General features: G+C 74.1%; 12 protein-coding genes. 7 read left to right on the top strand and 5 right to left on the bottom strand.

Annotation, left to right across the window (positions count from 1 at the left end):
* Positions 1–88: 88 nt before the first annotated feature.
* Positions 89–1,660 (top strand): DUF4153 domain-containing protein, encoded by a 1,572-nt coding sequence (locus tag ACIRPK_RS31840; protein ID WP_403045000.1) that lies wholly within the window; start codon positions 89–91, stop codon positions 1,658–1,660.
* A 9-nt stretch (positions 1,661–1,669) separates the two neighbouring features.
* Here ACIRPK_RS31840 and meaB read toward each other — a convergent pair whose 3' ends face one another.
* The 5 genes from meaB to ACIRPK_RS31815 all read right to left on the bottom strand — a co-directional run bounded on the left by meaB (position 1,670) and on the right by ACIRPK_RS31815 (position 8,345).
* On the bottom strand, positions 1,670–2,665 hold the full coding sequence (gene meaB, locus ACIRPK_RS31835) for a methylmalonyl Co-A mutase-associated GTPase MeaB (RefSeq protein ID WP_403044998.1): 996 nt from the start codon (positions 2,663–2,665) through the stop codon (positions 1,670–1,672).
* A 12-nt stretch (positions 2,666–2,677) separates the two neighbouring features.
* A complete protein-coding gene (scpA, locus tag ACIRPK_RS31830; protein WP_403044995.1) occupies positions 2,678–4,882 on the bottom strand; it encodes a methylmalonyl-CoA mutase in 2,205 nt (734 codons plus the stop codon).
* On the bottom strand, positions 4,879–6,765 hold the full coding sequence (locus ACIRPK_RS31825) for a methylmalonyl-CoA mutase family protein (RefSeq protein ID WP_403044993.1): 1,887 nt from the start codon (positions 6,763–6,765) through the stop codon (positions 4,879–4,881). The genes scpA and ACIRPK_RS31825 overlap by 4 nt, the downstream gene beginning before the upstream one ends.
* 171 nt (positions 6,766–6,936) lie before the next feature.
* Positions 6,937–7,716: a lysophospholipid acyltransferase family protein gene (locus ACIRPK_RS31820; RefSeq protein WP_403044990.1), complete on the bottom strand. Its 780-nt coding sequence runs from the start codon at positions 7,714–7,716 to the stop codon at positions 6,937–6,939.
* Positions 7,717–7,916: 200 nt separating this feature from the next.
* Positions 7,917–8,345 (bottom strand): DUF4395 domain-containing protein, encoded by a 429-nt coding sequence (locus tag ACIRPK_RS31815; protein ID WP_403044988.1) that lies wholly within the window; start codon positions 8,343–8,345, stop codon positions 7,917–7,919.
* A 170-nt stretch (positions 8,346–8,515) separates the two neighbouring features.
* Between ACIRPK_RS31815 and ACIRPK_RS31810 the strand changes: the two genes are divergently transcribed.
* From ACIRPK_RS31810 to ACIRPK_RS31785, 6 genes are all read left to right on the top strand, one after another.
* Entirely contained in the window at positions 8,516–8,929 is a 414-nt protein-coding gene (locus ACIRPK_RS31810) for a thioredoxin family protein (RefSeq protein WP_403044985.1), read from the top strand.
* 414 nt (positions 8,930–9,343) lie between these two features.
* Complete coding sequence (locus ACIRPK_RS31805; protein ID WP_403043829.1) at positions 9,344–10,129, top strand: electron transfer flavoprotein subunit beta/FixA family protein; 786 nt, start codon at positions 9,344–9,346, stop codon at positions 10,127–10,129.
* Between the two features lie 45 nt (positions 10,130–10,174).
* On the top strand, positions 10,175–11,140 hold the full coding sequence (locus ACIRPK_RS31800; RefSeq protein ID WP_403044984.1) for an electron transfer flavoprotein subunit alpha/FixB family protein: 966 nt from the start codon (positions 10,175–10,177) through the stop codon (positions 11,138–11,140).
* A 228-nt stretch (positions 11,141–11,368) separates the two neighbouring features.
* On the top strand, positions 11,369–12,568 hold the full coding sequence (locus ACIRPK_RS31795; protein WP_403044982.1) for an MFS transporter: 1,200 nt from the start codon (positions 11,369–11,371) through the stop codon (positions 12,566–12,568).
* A 41-nt stretch (positions 12,569–12,609) separates the two neighbouring features.
* Positions 12,610–14,025 (top strand): acyl-CoA synthetase, encoded by a 1,416-nt coding sequence (locus tag ACIRPK_RS31790; RefSeq protein ID WP_403044979.1) that lies wholly within the window; start codon positions 12,610–12,612, stop codon positions 14,023–14,025.
* A 185-nt stretch (positions 14,026–14,210) separates the two neighbouring features.
* Positions 14,211–15,269, top strand: coding sequence for an NUDIX domain-containing protein (locus tag ACIRPK_RS31785; protein WP_403044976.1), 1,059 nt, complete (start codon positions 14,211–14,213; stop codon positions 15,267–15,269).
* Positions 15,270–15,277: the final 8 nt, after the last annotated feature.

Raw genomic sequence — 15,277 nt, 5'->3', positions numbered from 1 at the left:
AGTCGAGCCCGTCGAGGCGCTGAACTGCGCCCACGGCGGACTGCCCCCGGGCGGCTTCCGCATGCCTGCCGACCGTTGAGGGGGACTCATGTCCGCTACGTCCAGCCCCGCCGCCCCGCCGCCCGGCCCGCAGTGGGACCCGTACACGTACCGCCCGTCGGCGCCGGCCCCGCAGCCGTTCCAGTGGCTGCGGGCCGGCGATCCCGGCCGGAAGGCGCCCGCCACCCGCCGGGTGGTCGGCCTCGCGCTGGCCGCCGGAGTGCTGACCAGCTGGCTGCTGGCCGACGCACTGGGCGTCAATCTGCTGCTCTGCGGCCTGGTCACGGCGGTCGGGGCGGGCATCGCCGCCCGGTCGGCGGGCCGCTCGGTCCGGCCCTGGACGGTGGTCTGGAGCGTGCTCGCGCTCGTGCTGCTCACCGTGCCCGCCCTGTACGAGGCCGACTGGGCGGTGGTCCTCTCCGGTGTCTGCGCGCTGGGCCTGGCGTCGCTCGCCCTGCACGGCGGCAAGCGCTGGCTGGGCGTGCTGCTCGCGCTGCCCGGACTGGCCTGGCAGCTCGTGCCGTCCGTGCGCTGGGCCCGCACGGGCCTGCGCGGCCTCGGGCTGCCAGGCGGGCGGGGCAAGGCGGTGTCGGTCCTCAAGGCGGCGCTGGTGGCGGCCGTCCTGCTGGCCGTCTTCGGCGGACTGTTCGTCAGCGCCGACGCCGCGATGGCCGAGGTGCTGGAGGACCTGATCCCCCGGGTGGAGCTGGAGCCCGGCGACCTGCCGCAGCACGCCTTCCTGTTCTGCCTCGGCCTGCTGGTCTCGCTCGGCTTCGCGCACATCGCGGCCGGCCCGCGCCGTTGGGACCGGACGGTGGTCAAGCCCGGCCGCCCGCGCGGCCGACTGGAGTGGGCGGTGCCGCTGGCCGCGCTCAACCTGCTGTTCGGCGCCTTCGCCGTGATCCAGGCGATCGTGGTGCTCGGCGGCCGGGACGCCATCATGGCGAAGACCGGGATGAGCCGGTCCGAGTACGCCCGGCAGGGCTTCTGGCAACTGATGGTGATCACCGTGCTGACCCTGGTCGTGGTCGCCGTCGCGAACCGCTGGGCCCCGCGCGCCACCGAGTCGGACCGTCGGCTCGCCAAGCTCCTGCTGGGCGCGCTGTGCACCCTCACCCTGGTCGTCGTCGCCTCGGCGCTCGGCCGGATGTGGTACTACGTCGACGCCTCCGGGTTGACCCAACTGCGGCTCTGGGTCCTGGTGGTGGAGATCTGGCTCGGTGTGGTGCTGCTGCTGGTGATCGTGGCGGGCGCCCGCCGGGCGGCCGGCTGGCTGCCGCGCGCCGTGGTGCTCAGCGCCATGGCCACCGCCGCCGTCTACGGGCTGATGAGCCCGGACGCGATGGTCGCCGAGCAGAACGTGGCCCGCTACCGGAGCACCGACCGGATCGACCTGCGCAACATCGTCGGGCTCTCGCTGGACGCCGTCCCGGCCCTGGACCGGCTGCCGGCCGACCAGCGGGCCTGCGCCCTGTCCCTGGTCACCCGCGGCCTCACCGACGGCCCCCGGCCGTGGTACGCCACCAGCCTCTCCGAGTCCCGGGCCCGCGACCTGCTGGCCGCCCGCCCGGTGACGGACTCGTCGGAGGCGTGCGACCGGATCGGCTTCCACGGGCGCTGAGCGCGCGGGTCAGCCGCCGTCCGGCGCCCGGAAGCCCGCCAGGATGCGTTCGGCGGCCAGAGTGGCCGTCAGGGTGCCGTCCCGGACCTGCTGTTCGAGGTCCGGGACGATCCGGCGCACGCCGGGATGCTCGCGCAGCTGCGAGAGCAGCTGGTCGTGCACCATCGCCCAGGTCCAGGCCACCTGCTGGTCGCGGCGCTTGGCGGTCAGCGACCCGGTCGCCTCCAGGATCTGCCGGTGCTGGGTCAGCCGCTCCCAGAGGGCGTCCAGGCCGGCGCCGTCCCGGCCGCTGCAGGTGAGCACCGGGGTGGTCCAGGCGGCGTCCGGGGCCTGCAGCAGGCGCAGCGCACCCGCCAACTCCCGGGCGGCGGCCCGGGCGTCGAGCTCGTGCGGGCCGTCGGCCTTGTTCACCGCGACCAGGTCGGCGAGTTCCAGGACGCCCTTCTTGATGCCCTGGAGCTGGTCGCCGGTGCGGGCCAGGGTGAGCAGCAGGAAGGAGTCGACCATGTTGGCCACCGTGGTCTCCGACTGGCCGACACCCACGGTCTCGACCAGGACGACGTCGTAGCCGGCCGCCTCCATCACCACCATGCTCTCGCGGGTGGCCCGGGCCACCCCGCCGAGCGTGCCGGAGGTCGGCGAGGGCCGGACGAACGCGGCCGGGTCGACCGCGAGCTTCTCCATCCGGGTCTTATCGCCCAGGATGGAGCCGCCAGTCCGGCTGGAGGACGGGTCGACGGCGAGCACCGCGACCCGGTGGCCGAGCCCGGTGAGCATGGTGCCGAGACCCTCGATGAAGGTCGACTTGCCGACACCGGGCACACCGGTGATGCCGACCCGGACGGCCTTGCCCGAGTGCGGCAGCAGCGCCACCAGCAACTGCTGGGCCAGCGCCCGGTGGTCGGGCCGGGTGGACTCCACCAGGGTGATGGCCCGCGCGATGTACGCGCGCGAGCCGTCCAGCACGCCCTGGATGTACTGGTCGAGGTCGATCGTCCGGGCCATCGGGTCAGCGGCTCACAGCTCGTGGCCGAGCGACGCCGCCAGCGTCCTCAGCAGGTCGTGGGCCGCGTCGGGGATCACCGTGCCGGGCGGGAACACGGCGGTGGCACCGGCCTGGTACAGGGCGTCGAAGTCGCCCGGCGGGATGACGCCACCGACCACGATGGTGATGTCCTCCCGGCCGGCCTCGGCGAGTTCGGCGCGGAGCGCGGGCACCAGGGTGAGGTGTCCGGCGGCCAGCGAGGAGACGCCGACGATGTGCACGTCGGCTTCCACGGCCTGCCGGGCGACCTCGGCCGGGGTCTGGAACAGCGGGCCGACGTCCACCACGAAGCCGAGGTCGGCGAAGGCGGTGGCGATCACCTTCTGCCCCCGGTCGTGCCCGTCCTGGCCCATCTTGGCGACCAGGATGCGCGGACGGCGGCCCTCGGCCTCCTCGAACTTCTCCACCAGGTCACGGGTGCGCTGCACGGCCGTGGACGGTCCTGCCTCGTCGCGGTACACACCGGAGATGGTACGGATCTGGCCGGAGTGGCGCCCGTAGACCTTCTCCAACGCGTCGGAGATCTCGCCGACCGTCGCCATCGCCCGGGCCGCGTTCACGGCCAGCGCCAGCAGGTTGCCCTCCAGGCCGCCGTCGCGCTGGGCCCCGGCCTCGGCGGAGGCGGTCAGCGCGCGCAGGGCGTCCTGGCAGGCGGCCTCGTCGCGCTCGGCGCGCAGCCGGCGCAGCTTCTCGATCTGCTGGGTGCGGACGGAGGAGTTGTCGACCTTGAGGACGTCGATCTGCTCGTCGGTGGCGACCAGGTACTTGTTGACGCCGATCACGGGCTGGCGGCCGGAGTCGATCCGGGCCTGGGTGCGGGCGGCGGCCTCCTCGATGCGGAGCTTGGGGATGCCGGCGTCGATCGCCTTGGCCATGCCGCCGGCCGCCTCGACCTCCTGGATGTGCTGCCAGGCGCGCTCGGCCAGGTCGTGGGTGAGCTTCTCGACGTAGGCGCTGCCGCCCCAGGGGTCGATCACCCGGCAGGTGCCCGACTCCTGTTGCAGCATCAGCTGGGTGTTGCGGGCGATCCGGGCCGAGAAGTCGGTCGGCAGCGCCAGCGCCTCGTCCAGGGCGTTGGTGTGCAGCGACTGGGTGTGGCCCTGGGTGGCGGCCATCGCCTCCACGCAGGTGCGGGTGACGTTGTTGAAGACGTCCTGGGCGGTGAGCGACCAGCCGGAGGTCTGCGAATGGGTGCGCAGCGAAAGCGACTTGGCGTTCTGCGGGTCGAACTGCCCGACCAGCTTGGCCCAGAGCAGCCGGGCCGCCCGGAGCTTGGCGACCTCCATGAAGAAGTTCATCCCGATCGCCCAGAAGAACGACAGCCGGGGCGCGAAGGCGTCCACGTCCATGCCCGCATCGAGGCCGGCCCGCAGGTACTCCACGCCGTCGGCGAGGGTGTACGCCAGCTCCAGGTCGGCCGTGGCCCCGGCCTCCTGGATGTGGTAGCCGGAGATCGAGATCGAGTTGTAGCGCGGCATCTTCTGCGAGGTGTACGCGAAGATGTCGGAGATGATCCGCATCGAGGGCTGCGGCGGGTAGATGTAGGTGTTCCGGACCATGAACTCCTTGAGGATGTCGTTCTGGATGGTCCCCGCCAGCTTCTCGGGCGACACCCCCTGCTCCTCGGCCGCCACGATGTAGAGCGCCAGGATCGGCAGCACGGCGCCGTTCATGGTCATCGACACCGACATCTTGTCCAGCGGGATGCCGTCGAAGAGCTGGCGCATGTCGTAGATCGAGTCGATGGCCACGCCCGCCATGCCGACGTCGCCGGTGACCCGGGGGTGGTCGCTGTCGTAGCCGCGGTGGGTCGGCAGGTCGAAGGCGACCGAGAGGCCCTTCTGACCGGCCGCCAGGTTCCGCCGGTAGAACGCGTTGGACTCCTCCGCCGTGGAGAAGCCGGCGTATTGACGGACCGTCCAGGGCTGGTTGACGTACATGGTCGGGTAGGGCCCGCGCAGGTACGGGGCGATGCCCGGGTAGGTGCCGAGGAAGTCCAGACCGGCCAGGTCCGCGCCGGTGTACAGCGGCTTGACGCCGATGCCCTCGGGGGTGTCCCAGACCAGGTCCTCGACCTCCTTGCCGGTGGCCTGCTGCCAGGCCCCCCGCCACTGTCCTTCGGTGGCCGGGGCGCCGTCGGCGCCGTCCAGGCCGATCTCCGAGAAGTCCGGGATCATCGCGCCACTCCGATCTGGTCGAGCACCGAGGAGAGGACCGCGACCACGTCGCTGCCCACGAAGACGAACTCGTCCACCCCGGCCCGCTGGTACGCCTCGCGACGGTCGCCCGGCCGGCCGGCCAGCAGCACCTGTCGGGCGCCTGCCGCCTTCAGGGCGGCGGCGAGCTCCTCGGCGTGCTCCTGGTACAGCTGGTCGCTGGAACACAGGCAGGCCACGGTGGCCCCGTCGGCCGCGAACTCCTCAGCCAGGGCAGCCACTTCGGAGGAGACGGCGAGCCGGGTTTCCAGACCGCCGGCCTGGAACAGGTTGGCGGCGAAGCCGGACCTGGCCGTGTGCACGGCCGCCGGGCCGAGGGCCGCCAGGAAGACCCGGGGCCGCGCCCCCGCCTCGGCGAGCTGTGCGTCGGAGCGGGTCCGGAGCGCCTCGAAGGCCTCGGCGCGCCGCACCCGGGGCAGGCCGCCGCCGAGCGGGGCCGGGGCCGGCTCGCGGACCACCGGCTGCTCCTGGAGATTGGGGAACTCGCTGACGCCGGTGATGGGTTCGCGGCGCCGGGCCAGGGCGGTGGAGCGCTGCGCCCAGGTCGCGGCGATCCGGTCGCGGACCAGCCCGGAGCGCAGGGCGGCGGCCTGGCCGCCGGCCCGCTCGATCTCCTGGAACCAGGCCCAGGCGGCCCGGGCCAGCTCGTCGGTCAGCTGCTCGACGTACCAGGAGCCGCCGGCCGGGTCGATGACCCGGGCCAGGTGCGACTCCTCCAGCAGGATCGCCTGGGTGTTCCGGGCGACCCGGCGGGCGAAGGCGTCCGGGAGACCGAGCGCGGTGTCGAACGGGAGCACCGTCACCGCGTCCGCGCCGCCGACCCCGGCGGCCAGGCAGGCGACCGTGGTGCGGAGCATGTTCACCCAGGGGTCGCGCTCGGTCATCATCACGCTGGAGGTGACCGCGTGCTGCCGCTGCGCCGCCGAGGGGCCGGCTGCCGCGCCCGCGACCTGGGTCACCCGGGCCCACAGCCTGCGGGCGGCGCGGAACTTGGCGATGGTGAGGAACTGGTCGGCGTCCGCCGCGTAGCGGAACTCCAGCTGGGCGCAGGCCGCGTCGACCGACAGCCCGGCCCCGGTCAGCGCCCGCAGGTAGGCGACCCCGGTGGCGAGCGAGGCGCCCAGCTCTTCGGCGGGGGAGGCGCCGGCGTCGTGGAACGCGAGCGCGTCCACGGTCAGCGCCCGCAGGCCGGGGTGGTCGCGGTCGCAGCGGACGGCGAGGGCGACGGCCTCGGCGAGCTGCCCGTCGAGGGGCGCGTCCTGGCCGGTACGGGCCAGCAGGCCCAGCGGGTCCGCGCCCAGGTTGCCCCGCGCGGCGTCGGCCGGCACCTCACGCTCCGCCAGGACGGCGAGCAACTGCTCGGCGGCGGCGGCGAATTCGGGCCCGGCGTCGAGCACGACGGGTGCCAGGTCGAGGTAGACGCCGTTGAGCACGTCCGGCAGCGCGGTGACCGGCAGGCCGGAGCCGCCGACCGTCAGCCAGAGCGAGCCGACGCCGTTCTCCAGGTCCGCCAGCACCGCTTCGTTGCACCGCTGCGGATCGGGGTGGGCGTGCCGCTGGCGGACCTCCCAGCCGGAGAGCACGGACCCCTCCGCCCGGCCGCCCCGCAGGTACGGCGGGAAACCGGGATAGCCGGCGTCGGCCGGGGCGTCCTCGGCGGTGTACAGCGGGCGGGCGCGCAGCCCGTCCTGGAGGTCGGTGGTGAGCGCGTCCTCGGCGCGGGTGCCGTGGACGTCCTGCGCACCTGACTTGCGCAGGACACCTTCGACAAGGAGCTGCCATTGCTCACGGGTTGCGTCCGAGAACTCGGCGGCCAGGGGGAGCCCTTCGGGCGAGACCGTCATGACGGAAGGTTAATGCTCGTTAGCTGAGTCGCAGCAGGTCCTGGCGATGTGACCTTCCCCTCGCTGCACTCCACGCCCCGTGGAGTGCACCGCGCGCCGTCCGCGCGCCCTCAACCGGGCCGGGCGTGGCGCCCACTGCGGACCAGCGGCCGACCCGCACTCAGGCCCGGGTCAGCCCTGGGCGCGCTTCTCCGCCCGGGCCTCGGTCCGCGCGGTGGCCTCGGCCTCGTCCTCTGCCTCGGCGACCTCGAGGGTCGGGGCGGTGCCACCGAGGTGGGCGGGGAGCCACCAGGTGTCCTCGGGGCCGGTGGGCTTGCCCGGGTAGTCGCGCTGGGCCTGCTCGAGCATCTCGGTCATCGCGGCCCGCAGTCGGCGGGTGACCATCACCGGCTTGTCGCCCGGCGCGAGCACGATCGGCTCGCCGATCATGATGGTGACCGGGACGTGGCGCTTGGTCAGGGTCTTCGGACGGCCCTTGGTCCAGAGCTGCTGGGTGCCCCAGAGGATGACCGGGAGCAGCGGGGCGCCGGAGTCGGCGGCCATCCGGGCGGCGCCGGTCTTGAACTTCTTCAGGGTGAACGAGCGGCTGATGGTGGCCTCGGGGAAGACCCCGACCACCTCGCCGGCCCGCAGCGCGCGGACAGCGGCCTCGTACGCGGGCTGCCCGTCCGCCCGGTCCACCGGGATGTGCTTCATGCCGCGCATCAGCGGGCCGGAGACCGCGTGCTTGAAGACGTCGTCCTTGGCCATGAAGCGGGTCTTGCGCTTGCCGCCCTTGAAGGCGCCGAGGCCGGCGAAGAGGAAGTCCAGGTAGCTGATGTGGTTGCTCACCAGTACGGCGCCGCCCTCGGCGGGGATGTTCTCCGCGCCGATGATCTTGATCTGGCAGTCCAGCGCCCGGAACACGGTGAGCGCGGTGCGGATCACCGGCGGGTAGACGAACTCTGCCACGGGTCAGCCCTACTTCCCACGGGCTTGGGGCCCGGTCAGGTGGTCCGGGGGCACGGGCGAGCCGGACCGGAGGCGCGGCAGGCCGCGGTGGCCCCGGGGGATACACCCGAATGATCCCCCGAACGACGGTCGGATGTCACGCCTGTCCGACCAGTGGCAACCAAGGGGAGACGGAGCCGGGGCAGCGGCGGGCCTGGAGGCTACCGGCCGGCGATGCCCAGCCGGGCCCGCCCGCGGTGCAGCAGCAGGTACATCTCGCAGCCGAGGCAGTAGCCGAACGCCGCGTTCAGGAAGGCCGCGCCGAGCGCGCAGGCGGTGGCCGCGAGCCCGAGCCAGGTCGTGCCGGTCAGGTAGCCGACGGTGCCGACCAGGGCGAAGCCGAGGCCGACCGCCTGGGCGAACCGGGGCGGCCGGGCGTCCTCCAGCTCGGCCGGCGGCGCCAGCCGGGGCCGGACCAGGACGCGGTAGAGCCAGCCGTACGGCGAGTACGCCAGGCCGAACAGGGCGGCCACGGCGAACACGACGCCCTGGGCGGCGAGCAGCCACCCGCTGCCGGTGACCAGGACGGCGGCGAGGATCAGCGAGGTGAGCACGGCGGCGAAACGCGGCCCGCGCGGGTCGATCTGCATGAGGGGACTCCGGGGGAGGGGACGGGCGGGCTGACGACGGGTCAGCGACAGCGCGTCGTGGTCGCCCGGCACAGGTCGACCACCCGACGGCGGGTCAGCCTCGTGGAGTCCATGGCGCAGATGGTACGCCCCCCGGCCGGGGCCGTGGTGAGATGCCGCACACTGGAGCGATGACCGGGTTGCTGGTGTGTGCCGTGGTGCTCGTACTGGCGAGCGGGTTCGGCCTGCTGCGGGCCAGGCGCGACGGGAGGCTGCGGGTGCGGGCGAAGGACGGTGCGGTGGTGCTGACCGCCGGGGAGCTCGGGGCCGAGTTGGGGGAGCGGGCCACCCTGGTGCAGTTCTCCACCGCGTTCTGCCAGCCCTGCCGGGCCACCCGGCGGGTGCTGGCCGAGGTGGCGGAGCTGGTGCCGGGGGTGGCGCACGTCGAGCTGGACGCCGAGCAGCAGCTCGACCTGGTCCGCCGGCTGGACATCCTCCGTACGCCGACCGTGCTGGTGCTGGACGCCGCCGGTCGGCAGGTCCGCCGGGCCTCCGGCCAGCCACGCCGGGCCGACGTGATCGCCGCACTGGGCGAGGCGATCTGACGCAGTGTGGTCCGGGCGCCCGCCGGGCCGCGAAGTGGGCAGCGGGCCCAGGGCATCTGAGGGACCGTCCGACCCCGTCCGGCCAGGTGATTCTGTCAAGACCGTTCAATCTCACAGTCGATCTGCCGCCCGGTCAGCGGGTAGGCGGCCCGGGCTGGGGCAGGATGGGGCGCAGACGGCAGTGCGGCCGTTCCGGACCCGCCGCGGTCAGGGGCGACGCGGGGTGCGGAGCACTCGTCCGGGCTTCGGCAGAGCTAAGCTACTGGCCAGTAGTGACGGCTAAGCTACTCGCGAGTATGCTGCCAGCAAGTTCCGGACGGGCACAGGAATCCGCTGCCCGGAGCGGGTGCGTGACGATTCGCGCCCGCTTGCACAGCCGCAGCCGCCGGACGAGACCAGTACAGGAGACAGGCCGTGAGCTTGAGGATCGTTGTCTGTGTGAAGTACGTGCCGGATGCGACGGGTGACCGTCGGTTCGCGGACGACACCACCACCGACCGGGAGGCCGTGGACGGTCTGCTGTCGGAGCTCGACGAGTACGGGGTGGAGCAGGCGCTGCGGATCGCGCAGGCGCACGGCGACGCGGAGGTGACGGTGCTCACGGTGGGTCCCGACGACGCGAAGGACGCGCTGCGCAAGGCGCTGTCGATGGGCGCGGACAAGGCCGTCCACGTCAACGACGACGACCTGCACGGCACCGACGTGATCGGCACCTCCGCGGTGATCGCCGCCGCGCTGGGCAAGACCGGCTACGACCTGGTGGTGTGCGGCATGGCCTCCACCGACGGCACCATGGGTGTGCTGCCCGCCCTGCTGGCCGAGCGCCTGGGTGTGCCGCAGGCCACCTTGCTGTCGGAGGTCACCCTGTCGGGCACCACCGTCTCCGGCCGCCGCGACGGCGACGCCGCCACCGAGCTCGTCGAGGCGCAGCTGCCCGCCGTCGTCTCGGTCACCGACCAGTCCGGCGAGGCCCGCTACCCCTCCTTCAAGGGCATCATGGCCGCCAAGAAGAAGCCCGTGCAGTCCTACGACCTGGACGACCTGGGCATCGACGCCGCCACCGTGGGCCTGGCCGGCGCGTGGACCGCGGTCGAGGACATCACCGCCCGCCCCGCCCGCACCGCCGGCACCATCGTCAAGGACGAGGGCCAGGGCGGCACCGCGCTGGCCGGCTACCTCGCCGACCAGAAGTTCATCTAAGCCCCCGTCAGCGCCACCCGCCACGATCCCTCAGGAGACAAAATCATGGCTGAGATCCTGGTTCTCGTGGACCACGCCGACGGTGTGGTCCGCAAGCCGGCCCTCGAACTGCTCACCCTGGCCCGCCGCATCGGCGAGCCCTGCGCCGTCGTCCTGGGCGCCGGCGAGGCCGCCGCCGCCATCGCCGCCAAGGTTGCCGAATACGGCGCCGCCAAGGTCTACACCGCCGACGCCGCCCAGTTCACCGACCACCTGGTCGTCCCCAAGGTCGACGCCCTCACCCAGATCGCCCAGAGCGCCGACGCCGCCGCCGTCCTGGTCACCTCCTCCGGCGAGGGCAAGGAGATCGCCGCCCGCGTCGCACTGCGCCTGGGCTCGGGCATCATCACCGACGCCGTCGACCTCGAAGCCGGCACCGATGGCGGCCCGGTCGCCACCCAGTCCGTGTTCGCCGCCTCCTTCCAGGTCAGGTCCACCGTCTCGCACGGCACCCCCGTCATCACCGTCAAGCCCAACTCCACCAGCCCCGAGCCCGCCCCGGCCGCCGGCACCGTGGAGAGCGTCGAGGTGACGTTCACCGGCAACGCCGCCACCGTCACCGCCCGCACCCCCCGCGTCTCCTCCGGCCGCCCCGAACTCACCGAAGCCGCCATCGTCGTCTCCGGCGGCCGCGGCGTCGGCGCGGCCGCCGGCTTCAGCGTGGTCGAGGACCTCGCCGACGCCCTCGGCGCGGCCGTCGGCGCCTCCCGCGCCGCCGTCGACGCCGGCTGGTACCCCCACACCAACCAGGTCGGCCAGACCGGCAAGCAGGTCTCCCCCCAGCTCTACATCGCCGCCGGCATCTCCGGCGCCATCCAGCACCGCGCCGGCATGCAGACCTCCAAGACCATCGTCGCCGTCAACAAGGACCCCGAAGCCCCCATCTTCGAACTCGTCGACTACGGCGTCGTCGGAGACCTCTTCACCGTCCTCCCCCAACTCACCACCGAAGTCAAGACCCGCAAGGGCTGACCACAGCCAGGCACACCAGCGGAGCCCCGTCGGAATTCTCCGGCGGGGCTCCGTCGGGTCCGGCTATGCTGCTCTCCGTGTACCTCTCCGATCCGCACTGACGGGCCGTCAGCCCGCCCGCACCGCGCACCCTGCCGAACAGGGGTCGCCGGTGCGGTCGGCCACGCGCCCTCGTGCCCGCACGCGCCCGGCTGAGTCCTGGCGCGCCTGCCATCGGAGAACACCCCCATGTCACGCCCCTCCCGGGGCAGCGCCTCCTACCGCGCTGTCCTCACCCTCCCGCACGCCCCCAGGCTCTTCACCGCCGCGATGCTCGCCCGGCTCAGCTACGGCGTGATCGGCCTGCCACTGCTGCTCGCGCTGTACGAGGGCACCGGCTCGTACGCCGTGGCGGGCACCGTCGCCGGCCTGTTCGGTCTGGTGGTCGCCCTGCTCGGGCCGGCCAGGGCCCGGCTGGTGGAGCGTCGGCCCGCCGCCCTGACCTGGCTGTCCGTCAGCTACACCGCCCTGCTCGGCGGGCTGGCCACCGCCTGTGCCGTGCACGCCCCCGTCCCGCTGATCGCCGCCACGGCGCTGGTGACCGGGGTCTGTCCGCCGCCCGTCGGCCCGTTGATGCGTACCCTCTGGGGCAGGCTGGCCGCCGACGAGGCGCAGCGGCAGTCCGCGTTGAGCCTGGACACGGCGGCCGAGTCCACCGTCTTCGCGCTCGGCCCGTTGCTCGGCGGTCTCCTGGTCGCGGGCCTCGGTGCCCCCGTCGCGGTCGGGGCCTGCACGGTGCTGGTGCTGGTCGGTTTCGGTCTGCTGGCGGCCGCGCTGCGGGGCGTGCCGAGCAGCGTGCGCCCCACGGTCGCCCGTTCCGGAAGTCCCTTGCGGGCGAGGGGGTTCGGGTCGGTGCTGCTGCCGGTCCTGGGAGCGGCTGCGGCGTTCACCGTGTTCGAGATCGCTGTCGTGGCCGCCCGGGGCACCGTGGCGGCCGGGGTGCTGACCACCCTGTTCGCGGTCGGCGGGGTGCTGGGCGGCCTGCTGTACGGCGGCCACCGGTGGCGCGGGCCGCTGCGGCTCCGGCCGGTGCTGCTGGTCGCGGTGGCCGCCTGCTGCTACGCCGTACCCGCGCTCGGCGTGCTGCCCGCCACGGCGGTGGCGGCGCTGCTCGCGGGCGCCTGCACCGACGTCCTGCTGATCACCGCCTACCAACTGGTCGAGGAGCTCGTGCCCGAGGGCGCGCGGACCGAGGCGGGTGCCTGGGTGAACACCGCCTACAACCTGGGGGCCGCGCTCGGCGCGGCGGCCGGGGGCGTGCTGGTCGACCGGGCCGGGCCGACCACCGCGTTCGGCGGGACGGCCGGGCTGCTGGCGGGCTGCGCGGTGGCGGGTGCGGCGGCGGCCCTCGGCGCGGTCCGGCGGCGGCCGTCCCCGGTCGGCGCCTGACCCGGCGGCAGGGCGGCCGGGACCGGCGGTAGAGTCCGACCATGGGACTGCTGACGGCACTTGAGGGCGGCCACGGCGACGCCGCCGACGCGCTGCGGATCGACGGGCGGCCGCTCTCCAGGGAGCAACTGCTGGCTGCGGCAACGGCTTTGGCCGACCGGGTGGCGGGGGCGCCGGCGCTCGCGGTGCTGGCCGGGCCGACCGTCGAGACCGTGGTGGCCACCGTCGGCGGGCTGCTGGCGGGCGTCCCCGTGGTGCCGCTGCCGCCGGACTCCGGGCCGAAGGAGCGCGCGCACATCCTGCGCGACTCGGGTGCCACCCTGCTGGCGCTGCCGGCCGGGGCGACGGTGCCGGACGGGATCGGGCCGGTCGAGGCGCTCCCGGTCGAACTGACGGCCCGTTCGAGCAACACGTACGCCGAGGCGGCGGCCGAGCGGACGGCCTTCGTGCTCTACACCTCCGGCACCACCGGCGCGCCGAAGGGCGCGGTGATCCGGCGCAGCGCGGTGGCCGCCGACCTGGACGCGCTGGCCGCCGCCTGGCAGTGGACCGCCGGCGACACCCTGGTGCACGGGCTGCCGCTGTTCCACGTGCACGGTCTGGTGCTCGGCGTGCTGGGCGCGCTGCGCACCGGCAGCCGGCTGGTGCACACCGGCCGTCCGTCGCCGGAGGCGTACGCCAAGGCGGGCGGCAGCCTGTACTTCGGGGTGCCGACCGTCTGGTCCCGGATCGCCGCCGACGAACCGTCGGCGCGGGCGCTGGCCGACGCCCGGCTGCTGGTCTCCGGCAGCGCCCCGCTGCCGACGCCGGTCTTCGACCGGATCGCCGCGCTGACCGGGCAGGCGCCGATCGAGCGGTACGGCATGACCGAGTCGCTGATCACCGTCTCCACCCGGGCCGACGGCGAGCGCCGCCCCGGCAGCGTCGGGCTGCCGGTGGACGGGGTGCGCACCCGGCTGGTGGCCGAGGACGGCGCCCCGGTGCCGCCGGACGGTGAGACGGTGGGCGAACTCCAGGTGGCCGGGCCGACGTTGTTCACCGGGTACCTCAACCGGCCGGACGCCGACGCCGAGGCGTGGACGGCCGACGGCTGGTTCCGCACGGGGGACGTGGCCACCATCGGTCCGGACGGCTTCCACCGGATCGTCGGCCGGGCCTCGGTGGACCTGATCAAGAGCGGCGGCTACCGGATCGGCGCGGGCGAGGTGGAGGCCGCGCTGCGGGACCACCCGGCGGTGGCCGACGCGGCGGTGGTCGGCGCGCCGGACCAGGACCTGGGCCAGGCCGTGGTGGCGTACGTGATCGCCGACGGTCCGGTGACGGGGGATCAGCTGACCGCCTTCGTGGCCGAACGGCTCTCGGTGCACAAGCGGCCCCGCCGGGTGGTGCTGGTGGCCGAGCTGCCCAGGAACGCGATGGGCAAGGTGCTCAAGAAGCAGCTGCTCGACCTGGGGTGACCAGGCGGCGGCCCCGAGACTTGACCTGTGCAGGTCAGGGGGCCGAGAGTGCGGCTGACACATGCCGTACGGCCGGGAACCGACACCCGTCCGGTCGGACAGGCATGGTCCGGGCCGTCGCGGGGGACCACCTCGATGGCGCCGGAGTGGGCTGGGGCATCAGGGCGGCGGAAGGCAGGGGCACAGTGATCGTCTGGGTCAACGGCACGTTCGGAGCGGGCAAGACGAGTGCCTGCCGGGAGTTGGTCGAGCTGCTGCCGGGCAGCGTGCTCTACGACCCCGAGCTGGTCGGCCACGGGCTGCGGCACATCCTGCCGACGGACCGGATGGCCACCGTCTCCGACTACCAGGACCTGGCCGCCTGGCGGCGGCTGGTGCCCGAGGTGGCGGCCGCCCTGCTGGCCGAGGTGCCGGGACCGCTGGTGGTGCCGATGACGCTGCTCCGGGAGGACTACCGGGACGAGATCTTCGGCGGCCTGGCCGCCCGGGGGCTGGCGGTGCACCACTTCGTCCTGGACCCTGCGGAAACGATCCTGCACGAGCGGATCGAGAGCCGGGACGAGTGCCCCGGCGATCCGGCCGCCAGCGCCCGGGTCCGCAGCTGGTGCCGGGAGCACCTGCCGCAGTACCGGCTGGCCCGCCGCTGGCTGAGCAGGGACGCCCAGCTGGTCGACACGGCCGGGCTGACGCCGCGCCAGACCGCCGAACACCTCGCCGCGCTGGTCAAGGACGGCGTGGCGGTCTGCCCGATCGTGCAGAGCGCGGACACCACCGGGGACACCGTGGCCGCCGCCGTCCTGCTCTTCGACGACCAGGACCGGGTGCTGCTGGTGGACCCCGTCTACAAGCCCGCCTGGGAGTTCCCGGGCGGCGTGGTCGAACGCGGCGAGGCACCCACCGACGCCGCCCTGCGGGAGACCGTCGAGGAGCTCGGACTCCAGCTGGAGCCGACCGCGCTGCGGCTGCTCGCGGTGGACTGGGAGCCGCGTACCGGCCCGCGCCGGGGCGGGCTGCGCCTGGTGTACGACGGCGGACGGCTCGACGCGCAGGCCCGGAGCGCGCTCCGGCTCCCGGCCGAGGAGCTGCGCGGCTGGCGCTTCGTCACCCTGGACGAGGCCGCCGCCCTGCTCCCCCCGAACCGCCTGCGCCGGCTGGCCGCCGCCCTGGCCGCCCGGGGCAGCGGCGAACTGCGCTACCTGGAGGCGGGGCTCCCCGCCGCGGTCGGCGCCCCCACCCCGGGGTAGCGTCGGGA

The sequence above is a fragment of the Kitasatospora sp. NPDC101801 genome, from assembly GCF_044766665.1.
In the GTDB taxonomy this organism is placed as follows: Bacteria; Actinomycetota; Actinomycetes; order Streptomycetales; family Streptomycetaceae; genus Kitasatospora.
The sequence above is the reverse complement of the archived record's forward strand: the minus strand, read 5'-3'. Positions and strand labels throughout refer to the sequence as shown.

Bases quoted from the DNA above. Each gene is read 5' to 3' on its own strand.
- ACIRPK_RS31800 (WP_403044984.1), top strand. From the start codon at position 10,175: ATGGCTGAGATCCTGGTTCTCGTGGACCACGCCGACGGTGTGGTCCGC.
- ACIRPK_RS31795 (WP_403044982.1), top strand. From the start codon at position 11,369: ATGTCACGCCCCTCCCGGGGCAGCGCCTCCTACCGCGCTGTCCTCACC.
- ACIRPK_RS31825 (WP_403044993.1), bottom strand. From the start codon at position 6,765: ATGACGGTCTCGCCCGAAGGGCTCCCCCTGGCCGCCGAGTTCTCGGAC.
- meaB (WP_403044998.1), bottom strand. From the start codon at position 2,665: ATGGCCCGGACGATCGACCTCGACCAGTACATCCAGGGCGTGCTGGAC.
- ACIRPK_RS31790 (WP_403044979.1), top strand. From the start codon at position 12,610: ATGGGACTGCTGACGGCACTTGAGGGCGGCCACGGCGACGCCGCCGAC.
- scpA (WP_403044995.1), bottom strand. From the start codon at position 4,882: ATGATCCCGGACTTCTCGGAGATCGGCCTGGACGGCGCCGACGGCGCC.
- ACIRPK_RS31810 (WP_403044985.1), top strand. From the start codon at position 8,516: ATGACCGGGTTGCTGGTGTGTGCCGTGGTGCTCGTACTGGCGAGCGGG.
- ACIRPK_RS31815 (WP_403044988.1), bottom strand. From the start codon at position 8,345: ATGCAGATCGACCCGCGCGGGCCGCGTTTCGCCGCCGTGCTCACCTCG.
- ACIRPK_RS31840 (WP_403045000.1), top strand. From the start codon at position 89: ATGTCCGCTACGTCCAGCCCCGCCGCCCCGCCGCCCGGCCCGCAGTGG.